Source organism: Paenibacillus arenosi (assembly GCF_014841135.1).
GTDB classification, from domain to species: Bacteria; Bacillota; Bacilli; order Paenibacillales; family Paenibacillaceae; genus Paenibacillus_B; species Paenibacillus_B arenosi.
In genome coordinates, this window is sequence record NZ_JACYTN010000010.1 from 21,463 (window position 1) to 38,935 (window position 17,473).

Consider the following 17,473-nt stretch of genomic DNA (forward strand, 5'->3'; position numbering starts at 1 on the left):
CATGCTATTGAACGATAATATCCTGATCACTTCGCCACAAATATCCACGAATGGCATCTGCGATAGCAACAAATGTAACTAGGTCAAATGCCGCTGTAAATAAAAATTCATGCTTCGACAAATCCGCGTCTCCCGCTCCAATAATGGAAACAAGTATGCCCGATAATCCGAGTAACATGATACCTAGAATTAACGGCAGCCGTTGAATATGACGCATATGCTTGTCCTTTACAGCTTTAATAAATGAAGGCATATACAAGCCGATAATAATGATGACCCATAGCACGATGAAGCCGAATGTTTTCGGTGCTAATGCATGCTTGATTTTGCTATATACAGAAAAGAATGATGTCTGGGCAGCGAACTCCTTACCAGCAGACTTTTCATAGTTCCCCATCGCTGGTGGCCTTATCGTAAAAGCATGCTTTGCTGCGATATCCAGCATCTTAAATGCTTGTCCTGGATTTGTTATATAGTAAGCCAGTATCGATCCAAATCCATATTTGCTGTAGAAATGATCCTCCAATATTTTTGAATCGACGTCTACTGTTGTATATGGCTCATAATAGATACTTTTATTAAGAACGGCATATTGCTTATCGATGCCAAATGCTTTCAAAGTAGCTTCAGGATCCTCTGATTCCATCAAAACGCCGCGAGTCATGGCATGGTACTGGTTAATATTTACGAACTCCTTCGGAATTAACACATATGTCCCAACGCCAGCTAGGAACAATGCAACTAAAATTGCTGACATCCCTATGCGATAAGCTCGCTCTTTACGTACAAAAATAAGTACAAGGCCCGTAACTGCTAAAATGACACCTACTGGGGCGTTTTGCTGCTTGCTCGTTGTTAATAACAGTGCACTAACAAAGAAAATCGCCATTAGCACATAATCATTGTAGCGATTCCTGTACAACAATAATCCCGCTGCGAATACATAAATGAGCATGGTCCATACGATGCTTTCACTGAAAAACGAGTTAAAGAACGCCGTATACGCCGTATCTGCAAATAGAAATATGGCGATCAAGGCAATTGGATAGCCGTATTTTCGAGGAATCTTCCAAGTGAGACTTTCCACAAACAAATAAATGGCGATTGTATACAACACAATAAAAATAATGGTCTGAAACCGAATATCATACAATTGGTCATGATAAAACAACTCATTTAACCATATCGACAAACGAATAAAATACGACTGAGACGAAAATAAAGTTGCTCCATTTTCATTAAAGTGCTGAAAAATACCGTACTCTTTTATGAAGTAGCCTAAGTAATAACTATCATAGTTCGGCATATTGAAATATAAGCCGTTACTGTAGAGAATTCGAAAATAATCACCATTGTCTGCCATTCCAATATAGGGTGGAACGAACAGTGCGATGATCGTAATGAATAGCACTCCTAAGGCTGCGAGCATAGCCGGAGATACATACCGACTTAATGCAATAAGCTTGCTTTTTACGAGTATGCTCCCTTTCTCCGTCATAAGCCCTCACCCTTTCTTTACTTTCAATTTAATGTGCATAGGCCAATAATGCCATTAAGTTATCAAAGGAATAGGCTTGCTGTGATGCAGCGTCTCCATATCCCCCATCAAGCTTTGTGCCACTATTTTGTACCTGGTACTGTTCCATTCTGCGAATACTTGCTTCATATAACTCTTTATCTCTGAGTTCAGTACCAATCATGGCTGTAATCGCGTAAATAGCCGTCGATTGAATGTCTGTCGTCGCTTTTCCTACTTTGGTATATTGCCCAAACATTGTTCCTGCTTGCACATGTTCTTTTATATACTTGATACTTGACGGATGATGCTGATTCACCTCAACGAGCGATAAAATGGTCAATAACGACTCAACCATATTGATTCGTTCCGATTGATAGCTTTCCGTTTTGTAGCTGTATCTTGTCTCATAAAATGGAAACTCGTCTGACAAAAAGCCCTGATGCAGGATGTCGAGCATATTTTGCTGTAGTGTCTTACTTTCTTCTGATGAAATAGGTAGCAATCCTAATGAAGTAAGGTCGATGTAACACAGCGTAATAAAGTCATTTGTAATTTTATATGTTTCATCATAAAAGTCATACAAACGTCCGTCTCTAATGTTGTGTTCATAGAAACGCTTGCCGTATTGGTCTGCTTCTTGGCGGTATCGTTCATCGTTAAAAACATTCCCTGCCTCATGCAAGGCACGTATTAATCGCAGATCGTCAACTGCAGCATTCAACGTGTGGCGTTTATTTTGTTGTGGACTGTATCGATAACTGAATCCACTGGATAGGTCAAATGTCTGCTTTGCTCGATTCCATTCGTTGTCAAACGCTTGCTGTTGGCCTGTTCGTGTATAATAACGCATTAGTAATCCTGCTGATTCACTCAGTACCTCATGCCCAGTAGCTACATCAGCATTCTGATCTGTGTTGCTGAAGTTTGTAAATATGCCGTACTCACCATTCATCTGCTCATTTATAAACTGGTACAATTGTTGCTCATTTGCTTGTACATGTGGTTCATTTCCGTAGGTCTCTTCAGGAAATAGTGGAGCTGACACATTAGGTTTATCATCAGGTTGAACAGGACGTGCAACCTGCTCTGATCGATCACAGGAAGTGAGTAACAGAATAGATACAACAATTCCTGCACCAAGCATCATATTTTTGTTCATTCTATTAAACCTCACTTTCGTACCATACACGCTACATCACGGAAGGAACTTTCGCTTCATTTGACCGATTAGATGTCTGTATATGCTCAAAATTCACTTCATTTTGAACGATATACAACGGCCTACTCTTACTCTCGTCATATATTCTGGCGATATATTCGCCAATAATACCTAAAGAAAGCATCTGCACACCGCTGAACAGTGTAATAGCTACCATAATCGATGTCCAACCTGGCTCAGTTGGAGAACCAATAAGTTTGGCACATACAGAATAAATTAAAAGGCCAAGTGCCAGTATAACTGTAACAAAACCTATACGCATAATATATTTTAACGGCTTCGAGGAGAAAGAAACGATGCCGTCCGTTGCGAATCTCAGCATTTTTCGAAGCGGATATTTCGTTTCACCAGCAAATCGCTCATTCCGATCGTACTCTACATACGTTTGTTTAAATCCAATCCAGCTAATCATTCCGCGAATAAATCGATTTTTCTCAGACATGCGGTTGAATATATGTGCCACTTTGCTATCAATCAGTCTGAAGTCACCTGTGTCTTTTGGGATATCTACATCCGACATATAATTGAGGAACCGATAGAAGTACTTAGCTGTTACGAGCTTGAACCACGTTTCTCCCTCGCGTTTCCTCCTTTTGCCATATACGATATCATAGCCTTCCTCCCACTTCGCAATCATGCTTTCAATAACTTCAGGGGGATCTTGTAAGTCCGCATCTATAATGACAACCGCATCTCCATTAGCCTTAGCAATTCCAGCGGTTACGGCAGCCTGATGCCCGAAATTTCTTGCAAAATCGATGATCTTCACATTATAGTCGCTACTGGCAATAAGAGTTAATTTTTCCAATGTACGATCACGACTTCCATCATTGACGAAAATCAACTCATAAGCATAGTTCGTATGTCTCATTACACGCGTCAACGATTCATAGCAATGTTCAATAACTTCTTCTTCGTAATAAGCTGGTATGACAACAGATATTAGTTTCACGTTATCGCTCCTCTCATTCTAATTCTAATGAACAATATAAATAAGTCTGGACTCACGACCTGAATAGTTCAGCATTCCGTCAGTCTTCATAACTTCACAAATAATACTTTATACCTATGATTATCAGCAATTATGTGAAAATGATCAAGAATAAATAATACATATCCTTATGATTATAGTTCTACAGACTTAACAATTTCTGAACAAAATGATGTACCCATTGTAGTCCAACTCGAATCAGAAAATAAAAGGTAATACCTGTAACGTGAATTCAAGCCTATCGCTGCGCCATTTTTCCTTATACATGAGCAAAAATGAAGGCTCTCCACTTCTTAACGAAGATGGAAAGCCTCTGTATAAAATAATTCCCCCATCTTCTGGAAGCGAAAACTTTACTCGCAGCATAACAAAGCTATTATTAGTGGGTCTATTTTCCTATTCAGACTTAAGTTATAAGTTCTTCGTATATCCTCATAAAAGATATCGATAACCAAGTGTAAGCAGTAGCACCCGTTATTGCAACAGGTGCATAAGTGGTGCATACACAATGCAGATTTGAGCAATCCCGTATGTAATCCAAATCCATAAACGAGGATTTCTCAATTTTCTACCACCGATATCGAACCAACCAATTAAGAAGTCAGACCAAACAAATAGCAAGCCTCCTACAAGTGGAAGCAGCCACAGGCCTCCTACTGCTTGCCATAAGCCAGCAGCATATACTGCCGTGAAACCAACAAGCAGCCCATAGACCGCTGCTCCGTTCACAATGGCTCTTGGTTGTGTAGGTACATTCAGAATGCGTCTCCATACGTATAACTGCGTTACTACAAGAACAATTGCACCTGCGATGAAAGCCTCATTATATATCGTAAACCCATTTGAATTAGCAATTTGCGTAAAGGAAATCATGTAGCATACGTGTCCAAGACCAAATGTAATCATGCCACCAATGATAGGATGACGCCACGGTAATAACGCTGCCATTGATAAATCTCCAATAAAGGAAAGGGACATCCCTGCAGCCAGCCATACATAAGGAGTTGCAAAATCTGCCGATGCGGCTACAAGCCAAGAGGTTACCACGAGCAAGCTGCTGAATAACATGCACAGCATCTTCGGGAACTTACGTTGTCCCGAAACATCTTGCGAGGCTCGGAATGCTGCCGTACCAATCGTGCATAATTGCGCAATCCCCATTATTATCCACATTGAATTATTCAAGGTGATTACACCCTCCCAACATGTTATCAGATATCCTTTTTGCAGCATGTGACTTAAGGTTATTTTAACATTTCTAATTAATTACATTAAGTACTACATGTCCTATTTTGACCACGACAACCATTTACGAAATAATAGTTACGATTTCACAGCTCGACTCGCAAATGTTATATATTTATGGCCTACATAATTAAATATCGTGAACAAGCCCGAAGCAATCAATATAGAAAGATTTTTATACAAAAGAGGTGACATATATTGCTCAAAGCTCTCCGCTATTTGGATAATCCAATATCCTATATAGTAAGCCGTGAAATATGCCATGATATTAACAGCAATAAACTTGATAACGGTTGAAGTATTCGACATAGATGACTGCACTTGAAACGTATATTTCTTATTTAAAATATAGCTACAAATACCACCTATTACATTTCCAATTGCTGTAGAGGCCCAATAATTCAATGACACGACGTTAAATAAGACATAGATAGACGTCAAGCCAACTATCGTATTCATGACCCCTACGACTAGAAACCGGGCAAACATAAACTTTTGAAAAAAAGATCTCATCATATTTACAACCTACTCCAGTTAATTGAATCTGCTATAAGCCTATGAAAGCTCCGCTACGATCTTTTCGCACAGCTCATGTGTACGTAAAGAACGCTCCCCACTCGTTTCAAATGCTTGTCCATTTCTAACACAAGTAATGAAATGATCGATCATATCCACAAAGCCTCTGCGATACAACGTAGTCGTCCAATCGCCAAAAGGTTGGTACTGTTCCGTCTGATTCACAAATGCGGTCGTGTGCACCATGTTGTTGACTACAAATTTCTTTTGATTGCCCATCATTTCAAGACGCTCTTCCGTTATGCCAGTCTGGCGGTGCATGATGCCAATCCCCGTAGTGTCACCTGCGACTACATTTAAGATAATATAGTGCAACAATCCTTCTTCTATTTTTGCCTGCACGTGCATATCCACATCCGCTTCCCCAACATAAGCAAGCAAAGTATCTACCACATGAATATAATCGTCTAAAATGGTCGTACGAATGTCGGATAGTGGTCCCGTTCTATTTTTTTGCATCAAAATCGTTTCCGGATTATGTATTTCTGCCTTCAAATTCCGATACATTGGGGCAAATCGACGATTGAAGCCTACCATTAGTCCAACACCACGCTGCTTAGCTAGCGATACAAGGTCTTCGGTTTCACCCAATGTATAAGCAATCGGCTTATCGACAAATACATGAACACCTGCTTCGATGAGTTCACGGATAATAATCGGATGGGCTTCAGTAGCCGCATGAACGAAAGCAGCGTCAATCTTCGTAACTATCAGTTCTTGTACGGAAGCACATTTATGTGCAACTCGATATTGCTGTGCAACTTGATTCACAACCTCTTGATTGCGACTTGCAATCGATAATTCCACATCTGCTCTCGTGCCTAAAATGGGCAAGTATGCTTTCTTTGCTATATCTCCAATACCGATAACTCCAATTTTCATCATAAAAAAGCCTCCTAATATGAGGTGATAGTCATTATTATCATAACACTTTCGGACTTTGAACAGGTAGAAAGATCATTTCTTCTGCTTGTTAAAGAAGATTAGAAGATACAAGTTATCAACTACTTGTCTTCTGTATTTTTCACATGTCACTGTTCATCACAACGCAGAGTCTTGAAATATAAAAAAGCCAATCGAAGGCTGCATACCCTAGATTGGCTGTCGTTATTTACATACTCATACATATATTTAACACGAGCAGAAGTTACCTCCACTATTGGCGGTTATACAAAACTCCCGCTCGCAGATCGCCTCAATATCCGCTTGATCGTGAGAAACGAACAAACAGGTGATACCTGCTCTGCGCAAAATTTGCAGCAATTCCTTTCGAATGTTAGCTTTAAGATGCGCATCCAAATTGCTGAATGGCTCGTCCATCAACAAAATAGACGGCTTAGGTGCAAGAGCGCGAGCCATCGCGACACGCTGCTGTTGACCACCGCTCAACTCATGCGGGTATCGCTTCGCATAATCCGTCATCTGCACCAGCTCCAACATTTCTTGCAGCCGCTGCTTACGTTCCGAACGCTTCAGCTTATGCATCCCAAATCCGATATTGTCCGCCACATTCAGATGTGGAAACAACGCATAATCTTGAAACACCATACCAACACCACGCTGCTCCGTTTCCACCCAACATGTATCATCCATCATCATTTTTTGATCGACTTCGATGGTCCCCTGCTCTGGTTGTTCCAATCCTGCAATAATGCGCAGCAACGTGCTCTTTCCACTGCCGCTTGCCCCCACAATACCAACAATTTCTCCCTTATTCATTGCAAAGGAGAGATTATCGATAATCGGCGTCTGCCTTTTGTTGTAACGGAATGTTAAGTTTTTAATCGACACATACGTCATTTCGTCTTCTCCTTTTCAATATTCAGGATGCATAACACGGAGAACAAACTAATTGAGATGAGCAGTAAAGATGGCAGGGCTGCTTCATAAATTCGCTCATCAATGGCAAATTGGTATGTTCGTGCCGCCAACGTATCGAAATTAAACGGCCGCAGCAGCATCGTTATCGGCAGCTCTTTTACAATTTCCACAAAAGTAAGGATGAACCCAGTTACAATTGAGCCTCTTAACAGTGGCAGCTCAATCTTGAAAAAGGTGCTCGCAGGCCCATGTCCAAGCGTTCTTGCCGCTTCTGAGTAGCTTCGCGGAATTTTGTCATAGCCCGTTTCGATCGCATTATAGCCTGTTGCCATGAATCGTATGACATAACCTGCCAAAAGCATAAATAGTGATGTGCTTAACCAAAGCATTCCCTTGCCCATACCTAACGAAGCGTAAATGGGAAATAACCATTTATCCAATTGGATACAGACAGCTAGTACCCCTATTGCAATAATTGCACCAGGCACCGCATATCCTACTGTCATCAATTTCGTAAGCAAATAGGCTGGCCATGAAGACATCGTTCTCACTGTTTTTGCAGACAAAAGCGCAAGTATAAGAATGACAAAGGTAGCAATAGCAGCACCACTCAAGCTGTTCAGCGCCAACTCGATGAGATCGGCACTCCACATTTTCTCATACGTCCAAGTTGCCCATACGATTAGCTGCACAACTGGGATAACGAACGATAACAAAAATACGATCATGCAAAAAGCAGTAGCGCCAAATGCTGCCGCTCCCTTTAAAGGCTTCGGAGCTAGCGGCTTGTTCTGCTTCATCGATGTATTGTACTGCTGATTGCGACGCAAATATCTCTCCAGTACGAATATGCCAATAATAACAACCATAAGCCATGCCGCTAGCCTCATCGCGGAGTCAACATCATACATACTGAACCACGTCTGGAAAATGGCCGTTGACAACGTCTGTACACCGAAATAGTTAGCCACGCCATAGTCGCTCAAAACTTCAAAGACGACCAGCATTAAACCTGCAATAATAGCAGGACGTGAAATGGGAAGCACGACATTGAAGAATAAGGATAGTCGTTTATGCCCTAATAGTCTTGCATTTTCAATATAGACCGCACTCTGACGCTCTAGAAACATTTTCGCAATCATAAACACATATGGGAATAAGAATAACGTTAAAATGAACACAGCGCCTCGCGTCGACATAACCTCAATCGTGCCTGGAGTGACATGAATATCAAATTGATTGCGCAGCGTTGCTTGAATAAAGCCTGTATAGCTAGTCATCGTCGCATAGGTATATGCTGCGATATAAGGCGGCACTGCTAATGGAAGCATCAAGGCCCATCTAAACCATTTTCGCAAAGGAAACGTATATCCAACGACAAGCCAAGCAAGCACAACACCGATAGACGTAGCAAAAAAACCGGTGAATAGCACCAGTTTCAAAGAGCCTATGACATAGTCAGTCAGTAGGAACTGTTTTACGCTTTCCCAATTATCGTTAGCTGGCCGAATCAACCCAGACAATACATACAGGATGGGCAGCAGAATAACTGCTGCCCCTGTTAGGCTAACGATCGTCCATACATTCATTCTTTTTTGCAAATTGATGAAGAGACGTCGTTTGTTCATGTTTATTTCCAACCGACCTTATTCGCAATTTCAGCTGCTTTCGGATTTAGTTCACCATATACAGCGAAGTCCAAACCTTGATGCTTGAATGTTCCCCAGCTTTTCAGCAATTCAGGCATTTCTGCCTCTTTGTTTACCGGGAATTCGAAGTTTGCTTTGGAAACCGCCGTTTGTGCTTCCTTAGCTGTCAAGAATTCGATCAATTTCAATGCATTGTCTTTGTTTTTGCTATGTTTAACAAGTCCTGCACCACTGATGTTCAAATGCGTACCTGTCGTTTGCTGGTTCGGGAAGAATACCCCGATTTTCTCTGCTACCTTCACTTCTTCTGGATCATCAGACACAGTCATACGGCCTACATAGTACGTGTTCATAATTGCAACATCACCTGTACCTGCTACAACTGCTTTCGCTTGATCACGGTCGCCACCTTCAGGATCACGTGCTAGGTTAGCTGCAATGCCTGCTGCCCATTTCTCAGCTTCTGCTTCACCGTTAAGAGAAATAAGAGACGCCAGCAAAGATTGATTGTACAAGTTCGTTGAAGAACGAACAAGCAGCTTGCCTTTCCACTTATCTGTTGCCAAATCTTCATACGTAGACAATTGATTTGGATTTACACGATCTTTGGCATATACAATGACACGAGCACGCGTGGACAAACCCACCCAATGGCTATCTTTATCGCGCATATCTGCAGGAACTTGCGCATCAATAGCAGCCGATTGAATCGGTTGCAGCAAATCAGCTGTCTTCGCTGTATTGAGGATACCGCCATCTACGGTAATGAACAAATCAGCTGGTGTACTTGCACCTTCACGCTTCAAACGTTCGATAAGTTCTGGTGCCTTGCCTTCAATCACATTGACTTTGATGCCCGTTTGTTCTGTGAACTTCGCATATAGTTCAGCATCTACATCGTAATGACGTGCTGTATAAATGTTTACTTCGTTGCTTGCTTTCGTTGCTGGCTCTTTCGCTGCTTGTCCAGCATCAGGAGCAGTGGACTTGTTACCGCCAACACAACCTGCCAACAACGTCATAATCATGACAATCGTAAGCAGCATAACTGATTTTTTGAAGTTTCTCTTCTTCATCTTAGGTGATCCCCCTAGTCTGTAATTTACGTTCATCGAATGAATCTGAATGCTAGTTCGATAGTTCCAACACATCGTCCCTAACACTTTTGCTATCATTCTCACTCGATTCTCATTGATAATGATAATCATCTGCAATTTCTATTGTTACTATAACCAATGAAAATGTGAAAACGGTGTGAGAAATAAAATAATTACTCGTTTTACGAATTTTTTTGAATGTTTCATCTTACGATGTAAAGATCGTTTGATAACTGCGAATGTACGTTCTATAATAGTAAGGTGATTACATTTGCTAAATTATGCGGTCTACAACATACGATGTTTTCATTGCTGGTCGAATGTTAGAAGCGGCAATGGAGTCCAACAATGGAAAAGGAGATTTCTCAAAATGGCACCTTCAAATAAAACGCTAAGAACTTGTGAGCATGGACACAACTACTATAAAAGCAGCGATTGTCCAACTTGTCCTGTTTGTGCACAAGAAAGCAAACCCGAAACCGGATTTCTTTCACTTTTGTCCGCACCAGCAAGACGAGCCCTGGAGCACCATGGAATTACAACGTTGCAGCAGCTCGCCACGTATAGCGAGAAAGAAATTTTAAAGCTGCATGGTATGGGACCCGCGTCATTACCTAAGCTACGGGCTGCTTTGCAAGAAAGTGGACTCTCGTTTAAAAATTAAAATAAGGACCTCATTTTCCCCTATAGAGCGGAATTGAGGTCCTTTCGTTTACATTTGTCTAGCGTATTCGACTTACTTCCAACCTGCTTGCTGAAACAACTCCGCTACCTCGTGTTGATAATTACCAAGCTCCGCATAGTTAATAGCCTGCGCCTTAAATGAACCCCACTCCTTTAACAAAGGTGGCATTTCTGTTGTCTCGTTCACAGGGAACTCATAGCTTTCACTCGATAATAAGGTTTGTCCCACTTGACTCGTCATGTATTCAATAAGCTTTATCGCATTCTCTTTGTTCTTTGCATGTTTGGTCAGTCCTACTCCACTGACATTCATGTGAACCCCTGTCGTTTGCTGGTTCGGAAAATACACACCGAGGCGGCTAGCGGCTCTCACCTCTTCTGGTTTGTTGGAATTGAGCATCTGTCCAATGTAATAACTGTTCATCAGTGCAACATCCCCAACTTTATCAACGATAGCATACGCTTGGTCCCGGTCGCCGCCTTCTGGCTGACGTGCCATATTGGCAGCTATTCCATTAGCCCAGTGCCCCGCTTCTTCTGCACCGTTAAGCTTAATTAATGAAGCCAGCAGCGACTGATTGTACAAGTTGGCGGAGGAACGAACCAATACGCGACCTTTCCACTTCTCACTGGTCAAATCCTCATACGTAGATAGCTCCTCAGGCTTCACCCGATCTTTTGCATACACAATGACACGCGCACGAGCTGAAATAGCCGTCCAATGATCATCCACATCCCGCCAACGCTCATCTACTTGCTCGACTAGTGCAGTTGAGCGTATAGGCTGAAGGACATTATTTTGCTTCGCAGCTTGCAGGGAACCACCATCCACAGTCATAAACAAATCTGCCTCGGTATGCTCTCCTTCTCTTTTCAACTGATCGATCAATTCGTCAGCTGTCCCCTTCACTTCATTGACTTTAATGCCAGTAGCTTTTGTGAATTGTTCATATAGCTTTCGATCAACCGTATAATGCCGCGACGTATATACATGAACAACTGACTCTTTATTCACAGCTGCCTGTTCTCTCTTGTTAACGAAGAAATTATCGTTTGTGTTCTCTCCCGTCCGATTCACTATGACACCACTGATAGCACCTATCAAAAGGACAACCAGCACCACCAGTGAGACGGTTATGACGGAAACTTTCTTATTCATTCGCACATACCTTTCACTCTTATGGTATTCATTCTGATGATTTACTTCGTGATGCAATCGGTAATGAAATGGTCACTTCCGTCCCTTTCGAATACTCACTTTGAATCATTAGCTTACCATCATATTTCTCTACGATTCGCTTAGCAATGGACAACCCGAGACCATTCCCACCACGTTCACGGCTTCTCGCGCGCTCTACTCGATAGAACCGATCGGTTACATGAAGCAGATCTTCCTTCGGAATACCTATTCCTCTATCTTTGATGACAATCTTTAACATATCCATATCTTTATGTGCCGTTGCCTTGATATGGATATTAGTTTCGTTGGGTGAATACTTAACAGCATTATCTAAAATAATGAGCATCACTTGTTCAAAATGCTGTTCACCTATAGCGAGAGGCGTCTTCATCACTGATTGTACCTCGGTTTCAAATTGAAACGATGGATGGATGAGAGTAAGCTTCTGAATAAGCGATTGAATCCCTTCACCTAGCTTGGATACCGTACGATATGGCTCTCCGTCAAGATGCTCTGCACGATTCAGCTCCAACAGCTCTTGAACCAGCCCTTTCAGCCGAAGCAATTCCTGCGTAGACGCTTGCAGTGATTCTTCAAGTACAGTAGGCTCATTCTTGCCCCAACGCTGAAGCAATCCTAGATGTCCTTCAATTATTGCAATTGGCGTGCGCAGCTCATGCGATGCATCTTCAACAAATTGCGTTTGCTGATGGAAAGATTGCTCCACTTGATCCATCATCTCGTTGAACAGAACAAGGAGCTTGCCAACCTCGTCACCCTTATTTTGAATCGGAACGCGTTCTTGCAACCCTTTTTGCTTAACCTTGCTTATCGTGAGGGCCATGGATTGTATTGGTTTTAACATTTGCCATGCCAAAATCCCTCCACCAAGACCACACAGTACCACCGCACCTAGTCCAAACACAAACATCATTTGAGCATATGCAGCGCTTAGCTGCGTAAAGTCATCCATACTCTTTACGATTTCAATCGTTCCGTTAAATTGAAACACCGTAATTGGGCTTCTCATCACCAGCAAGGAACGTCCATTCCCTTCCGTTAGTACGATCTCCGATTGCGTCACAGGCTCAGGCTTCAACCATTCATCAGATACATGATTTGAAACCGTAACGATCGTTTCCCCACGCTGATCCATTAAACGGATCAATTGGTTTGGTGCATTTACCCTATAAAATAATTGACGGATGCTAGAACGCGACTTGTTTTGCAGCGCATATTCATTTTCAAGCAGCTCATTAAGCAACTGATTCATATTTGCTTGAATCTTTACTTTCTCTTGACCCATCATCCACTTTTCCATGTAAACATATTGAACAGCATTGTAGGCCATAAAAAGGACGAACAGGATAAAGGATGACCAGAGCGTAAGCTTCCACTTAATTGGCATTCGCGAGAAAAAGTTAATCGTAGATTGCAGCTTCATTTGCGCATCACGTAGCCGATACCACGCAATGTCTGAATATAGCTATCGTGACCAACGGTATCTATTTTTTTACGCAAATATCTTACATAGCCATCTACTACATTCATATCAACTACGGCGTCGTAGCCCCATACTTTATTCAACAACATTTCTCTGCTTAGCACACGATTTGTATTTTCCATCAATGCAACAAGCAAGGCATACTCTCGCTTCGTTAGCTCGATTTCGGTAGCGCCTTTTTTGACGATTCTTGCATCGAGATTAATGGTTAAGTCTTTGAATACCAATTGTTCATACGGCGTTTCTTCATGATCCTCTTGTCGACGGAACACAACGCGAATACGTGCTAGCAGCTCCTCAATCGCAAATGGTTTCGGAATATAATCATCCGCTCCACTGTCCAATCCTTCGACGCGATCAGCTATACGATCTTTCGCTGTTATCATAATAATTGGTGTTCGACTGTGCGCACGAATCTGTCGGCACACTTCAAGTCCATCTATACCTGGAAGCATCCGATCCAGTAGAATCAAATCCCAGTGTTCTTTCATGGCAAGTTGAAGACCATCTTGACCATTAGAAGCAGTGCCTACCGAAAACGATTCATGCTGCAGCTCTAGCTCGATAAAGCGTGATAGGTTTTTCTCGTCTTCAATAAGCAATATTTTTTTCATTATCGGTTCCTTTCCTTACATGATGTACATGATGTACAACCTGACATCATAATTCGACATCATCTTCTATATGCTGTAGTATATATCAGTATTGCTATATTGAGAATCCTTATCATCTATGTTCATTCGTTTAGTTATGTACATAAGCAGTTTAGTCGAGCAGGCAGAATCGGAATAAGTGGCTCACACGTGTTGTTCTCCATCCGTATACTAATATCCAACTATTTATTGGGTAACAATTTAATAACGAGGTGATTCCTATATGAAGCAAAAGAAAAAACTCACGTTCAACGACTTTTTTGAACTAAGTTTATACCTGATTTGTACGGTAACGTTTGTTTATTATTTGGTGATCGGAAATGGCGGAAAAGTATTTCAATCCGGTTTGATTATTGTCGTACTGCTGCTGCTGCGCGGATTAATTACATGGACGAAAAGCGATCTTCCCTTTGCACTACGCTTCTCGATTCTGTTTTTTATCGCGCTTGCGATGTTGGTCGCCAACTTGTTTAATATGTATGGTGTGATTCCGCATTTGGACAAAATCGAGCATTTGCTTTCTGGAGTCATTCTTTGTTTCGTCGGACTGTTTATTCTGGGAAAAAAGGTACGCCACCATAAAAGCCAAATAGCTCCCTCTATTGCAATCTGGTTTGCTTTTTTCTTCTCGGTAGCAATGGCAGGCGTATGGGAGATCTATGAGTTCACCGTTGATGGCTTGTTAGGATTCAAATCTCAAAATGGAAGTTTGTACGATACGATGCTGGACATTATTTGTGGAACTGTTGGCGCGATCGCTACTGCTTTCTATCTTGTGTACAAAGTTAAAAAGAACCCAAATTCTCTTTTCGACTCAAAATAGCACAACGTGAAACTGTGAGTATATATGACTCACCATCAAGCAACGAAAGCTGGTCATGCAGCACCCATTCCACTGCATAAACAAATGAACATTGTAACAGTGATAAGAACGAAACGGTATGTTCGTGGATTCTATGTTTTCTGATTTCGGAGTATGGAACTGGTTCGAACAAAAAAAGAGGCTGCTAACCTAACATTCAGTGCTAGGTAACAGCCTCTTTGTTCGTATTCTCATGTTATAATCTAACAATATCGTGCTCTGTAACAAATGTAAATTCCATCTGACTAGTTCAAATCCATTACGATTTGGATTTCGCTAATAAGTACAAGAAATACGGTGCTCCAATAATAGCTACTACGATACCTGTTGGCACATCTGTTGAGAAGCTGCGGCTGATCGTATCTGCCGCAATAACAAGCAAGGCCCCTGCTGCTGCTGCGGTTGGCAGAAGAAATTGATGCTTCGGACCAATAAGACGCCTAGCTAGATGCGGACCAATGAGGCCGACAAACCCGATGCTGCCGCTTACCGCAACACAGGTGCCAGCTAGTCCAACAGAGGCAGCAAGCATAACGATCTGTTGTTTGGATACATGAGCACCCAGTCCAGTCGCTGTCTGTTCCCCAAGATTCAGTACATTTAACATTCGTGATTTGTAAAATACATAAGGCATAATTACGATAATGAATGGAACTAGTGCCAACACGTAGTTCCAAGTCGTATGCTTCATGCTGCCTGCCAACCATGTGGCCACGAACTGATAATTGTCTGGATTCAGTTTAAGCGTAAGTACAATCATGGCGGAACTAATACCTGCTGCTACCGCTACCCCTGTCAATAACAGACGGGTCGGTGATAGATTCTGATGTCTTTTCATCGATAATAGAAATACAAGCGCAGCTGCTATTCCTGCTCCACCCCATGCCACTACTGGCATCATAAATATGGATGCCTGACTACTCGTTTCATAGAAGGATATAAACAGCATAACTGCTAACCCTGCCCCTGCATTAATACCCATAATGCCTGGGTCTGCTAACGCGTTGCGAGTAACAGCTTGCATAATTGTACCCGCGACAGCTAACCCCGCACCTATTAAAATCGACATGACCATACGGGGAAGTCTGAATTCAAATAAGATCAATTCCTGTCTGTCTGTACCTGATCCGACTGCTGTCCGCAGCAGTTCAAGAGGAGACAGACGAATATGGCCTGTATTCATACTTATAATAAATAAGACTACGATGCTAATCGCTAACACAGCCATAACCGTACGATAGCGTCTACGTTTCAACTGATCCGCTATTTCAAAATAAGCTTGATTCACGCCTACATCCCTCTCCTCTCTTTACGAGCCAAGTATAGAAAGAACGGTACCCCAATTAAAGCAATAAGAGCACCAACCGGAGTCTCGTGAGGCGGATGAATCATACGTGCTGCCAAATCAGCAAAAACGACAAGCAAGCTCCCAATTACAGCGGAACATGGAATGATCCAACGATAATCAACCCCTACTAAATATCGTGTAAGGTGTGGAACAATCAACCCTACGAAACCAACAGCGCCTACTACCGATACAGCTGTTCCCGCCAATATAAGGACGATTAGCATCCCTAGCGCTCGAATCGTGCGAACATGATGCCCTAATCCTTTTGCCACATCTTCACCGAGGCTCAATATCGTTATTGAGCGAGACAGCATAATAGCTCCGATTAATGCTGCGCATACCCATGGAAACATAATTTTGAGATGATTCCAATCTGTCCCTGATACTCCGCCTGCATACCAGAACGCTAAGTCTTGTCCAATCCCAAATTGCAGCGCGATCCCTTCACTAGCTGCGGACAGCAATGCTGTTAAGGCTGAACCAGCCAGCACAAGCCTTACTGGTGTCAGCCCCCCTTTAGCCATTGAGCCTATACCATATACGATACCAACTGCTATTCCTGCTCCAATAAAGGAAAACAAAATGAGATACATATAAGGCAAACTCGGTAAAAAGGCAAAGCAGACCGCCAGCATAAAGGCTGCCCCAGCATTTAAACCAAGCAGACCAGAGTCTGCAAGTGGATTGCGAGTCATTCCTTGCATCATTGCTCCAGCGACGGCAAAGCATGCGCCTATCATCGCAGCGCCAAGTATGCGTGGTAATCGTACATCCTGAATGACATGATGCTGACTTACATTCGGATCAAAATGAAAAATAGCATTCCATACGGTAGCAAGTTCAATATTAGCAGCTCCAAAGCAAATCGAGATCGCCATACCTAAAGGCAGCGCGATAAGTCCACCAATAAGAATGATTGATGCGGTCCATGGACGAGTGCGAATCTTCGTTGTCGTTGTTGTAGTTAATTCTTTAGTTGTTGTGGCCTGTACTGGTGTCGAAACAACGGTGTCTGAATACGAATTTGCTCTTTGACTCATACCTGTCACCTTCACACCTATCCATTATGATATTGATAATCATTTTCATTTACACGTTTATTATTCTAATCTTAATTCCTGAATA

16 protein-coding genes are annotated in these 17,473 nt (G+C 42.1%); 2 read left to right on the forward strand and 14 right to left on the reverse strand.

Annotation, left to right across the window (positions count from 1 at the left end):
• Positions 1-4 precede the first annotated feature (4 nt).
• The 9 genes from wsfD to IFO66_RS13535 form a co-directional block, all read right to left on the reverse strand.
• Positions 5-1,498, reverse strand: coding sequence for a glycan biosynthesis hexose transferase WsfD (gene wsfD, locus IFO66_RS13495; RefSeq protein WP_192025651.1), 1,494 nt, complete (start codon positions 1,496-1,498; stop codon positions 5-7).
• Between the two features lie 28 nt (positions 1,499-1,526).
• Complete coding sequence (locus IFO66_RS13500) at positions 1,527-2,678, reverse strand: glycosyl hydrolase family 8 (protein ID WP_192025652.1); 1,152 nt, start codon at positions 2,676-2,678, stop codon at positions 1,527-1,529.
• A gap of 31 nt (positions 2,679-2,709) precedes the next feature.
• A complete protein-coding gene (locus tag IFO66_RS13505) occupies positions 2,710-3,690 on the reverse strand; it encodes a glycosyltransferase (protein ID WP_192025653.1) in 981 nt (326 codons plus the stop codon).
• 513 nt (positions 3,691-4,203) lie between these two features.
• Positions 4,204-4,914, reverse strand: coding sequence for a lysoplasmalogenase (locus IFO66_RS13510; RefSeq protein WP_192025654.1), 711 nt, complete (start codon positions 4,912-4,914; stop codon positions 4,204-4,206).
• A gap of 138 nt (positions 4,915-5,052) precedes the next feature.
• Complete coding sequence (locus IFO66_RS13515) at positions 5,053-5,490, reverse strand: GtrA family protein (RefSeq protein ID WP_192025655.1); 438 nt, start codon at positions 5,488-5,490, stop codon at positions 5,053-5,055.
• Between the two features lie 39 nt (positions 5,491-5,529).
• A complete protein-coding gene (locus tag IFO66_RS13520) occupies positions 5,530-6,435 on the reverse strand; it encodes a Gfo/Idh/MocA family protein (protein ID WP_192025656.1) in 906 nt (301 codons plus the stop codon).
• Positions 6,436-6,681: 246 nt separating this feature from the next.
• Positions 6,682-7,350 (reverse strand): ABC transporter ATP-binding protein, encoded by a 669-nt coding sequence (locus tag IFO66_RS13525; RefSeq protein ID WP_192025657.1) that lies wholly within the window; start codon positions 7,348-7,350, stop codon positions 6,682-6,684.
• Positions 7,347-8,999 carry an ABC transporter permease gene (locus IFO66_RS13530; protein ID WP_192025658.1) on the reverse strand — a complete coding sequence of 551 codons (1,653 nt, stop codon included), beginning with the start codon at positions 8,997-8,999 and terminating at the stop codon, positions 7,347-7,349. Before IFO66_RS13530 ends, IFO66_RS13525 begins: the two co-directional genes overlap by 4 nt.
• Positions 9,000-9,001: 2 nt before the next feature.
• Complete coding sequence (locus tag IFO66_RS13535) at positions 9,002-10,096, reverse strand: Fe(3+) ABC transporter substrate-binding protein (protein WP_192025659.1); 1,095 nt, start codon at positions 10,094-10,096, stop codon at positions 9,002-9,004.
• Between the two features lie 391 nt (positions 10,097-10,487).
• Between IFO66_RS13535 and IFO66_RS13540 the strand changes: the two genes are divergently transcribed.
• A complete protein-coding gene (locus tag IFO66_RS13540) occupies positions 10,488-10,781 on the forward strand; it encodes an RNA polymerase alpha subunit C-terminal domain-containing protein (RefSeq protein ID WP_192025660.1) in 294 nt (97 codons plus the stop codon).
• Between the two features lie 72 nt (positions 10,782-10,853).
• Here IFO66_RS13540 and IFO66_RS13545 read toward each other — a convergent pair whose 3' ends face one another.
• From IFO66_RS13545 to IFO66_RS13555, 3 genes are read right to left on the reverse strand one after another with little or no spacing between them, the layout of a single operon-like run.
• Positions 10,854-11,960, reverse strand: a complete 1,107-nt coding sequence (locus IFO66_RS13545; RefSeq protein WP_192025661.1) for an extracellular solute-binding protein — start codon at positions 11,958-11,960, stop codon at positions 10,854-10,856.
• 28 nt (positions 11,961-11,988) lie between these two features.
• Positions 11,989-13,425: a HAMP domain-containing sensor histidine kinase gene (locus IFO66_RS13550; protein ID WP_192025662.1), complete on the reverse strand. Its 1,437-nt coding sequence runs from the start codon at positions 13,423-13,425 to the stop codon at positions 11,989-11,991.
• Positions 13,422-14,099 carry a response regulator transcription factor gene (locus IFO66_RS13555; protein ID WP_192025663.1) on the reverse strand — a complete coding sequence of 226 codons (678 nt, stop codon included), beginning with the start codon at positions 14,097-14,099 and terminating at the stop codon, positions 13,422-13,424. The genes IFO66_RS13550 and IFO66_RS13555 overlap by 4 nt, the downstream gene beginning before the upstream one ends.
• Positions 14,100-14,361: 262 nt before the next feature.
• On the opposite strand from IFO66_RS13555, the gene IFO66_RS13560 reads away from it, so the two are divergent.
• Positions 14,362-14,961: a DUF2238 domain-containing protein gene (locus tag IFO66_RS13560; RefSeq protein ID WP_192025664.1), complete on the forward strand. Its 600-nt coding sequence runs from the start codon at positions 14,362-14,364 to the stop codon at positions 14,959-14,961.
• A gap of 298 nt (positions 14,962-15,259) precedes the next feature.
• On the opposite strand, the gene IFO66_RS13565 is transcribed toward IFO66_RS13560, so the two are convergent.
• Positions 15,260-16,228, reverse strand: coding sequence for a FecCD family ABC transporter permease (locus IFO66_RS13565; protein WP_192025716.1), 969 nt, complete (start codon positions 16,226-16,228; stop codon positions 15,260-15,262).
• 62 nt (positions 16,229-16,290) lie between these two features.
• Positions 16,291-17,388 carry a FecCD family ABC transporter permease gene (locus IFO66_RS13570; protein ID WP_192025665.1) on the reverse strand — a complete coding sequence of 366 codons (1,098 nt, stop codon included), beginning with the start codon at positions 17,386-17,388 and terminating at the stop codon, positions 16,291-16,293.
• Positions 17,389-17,473: the final 85 nt, after the last annotated feature.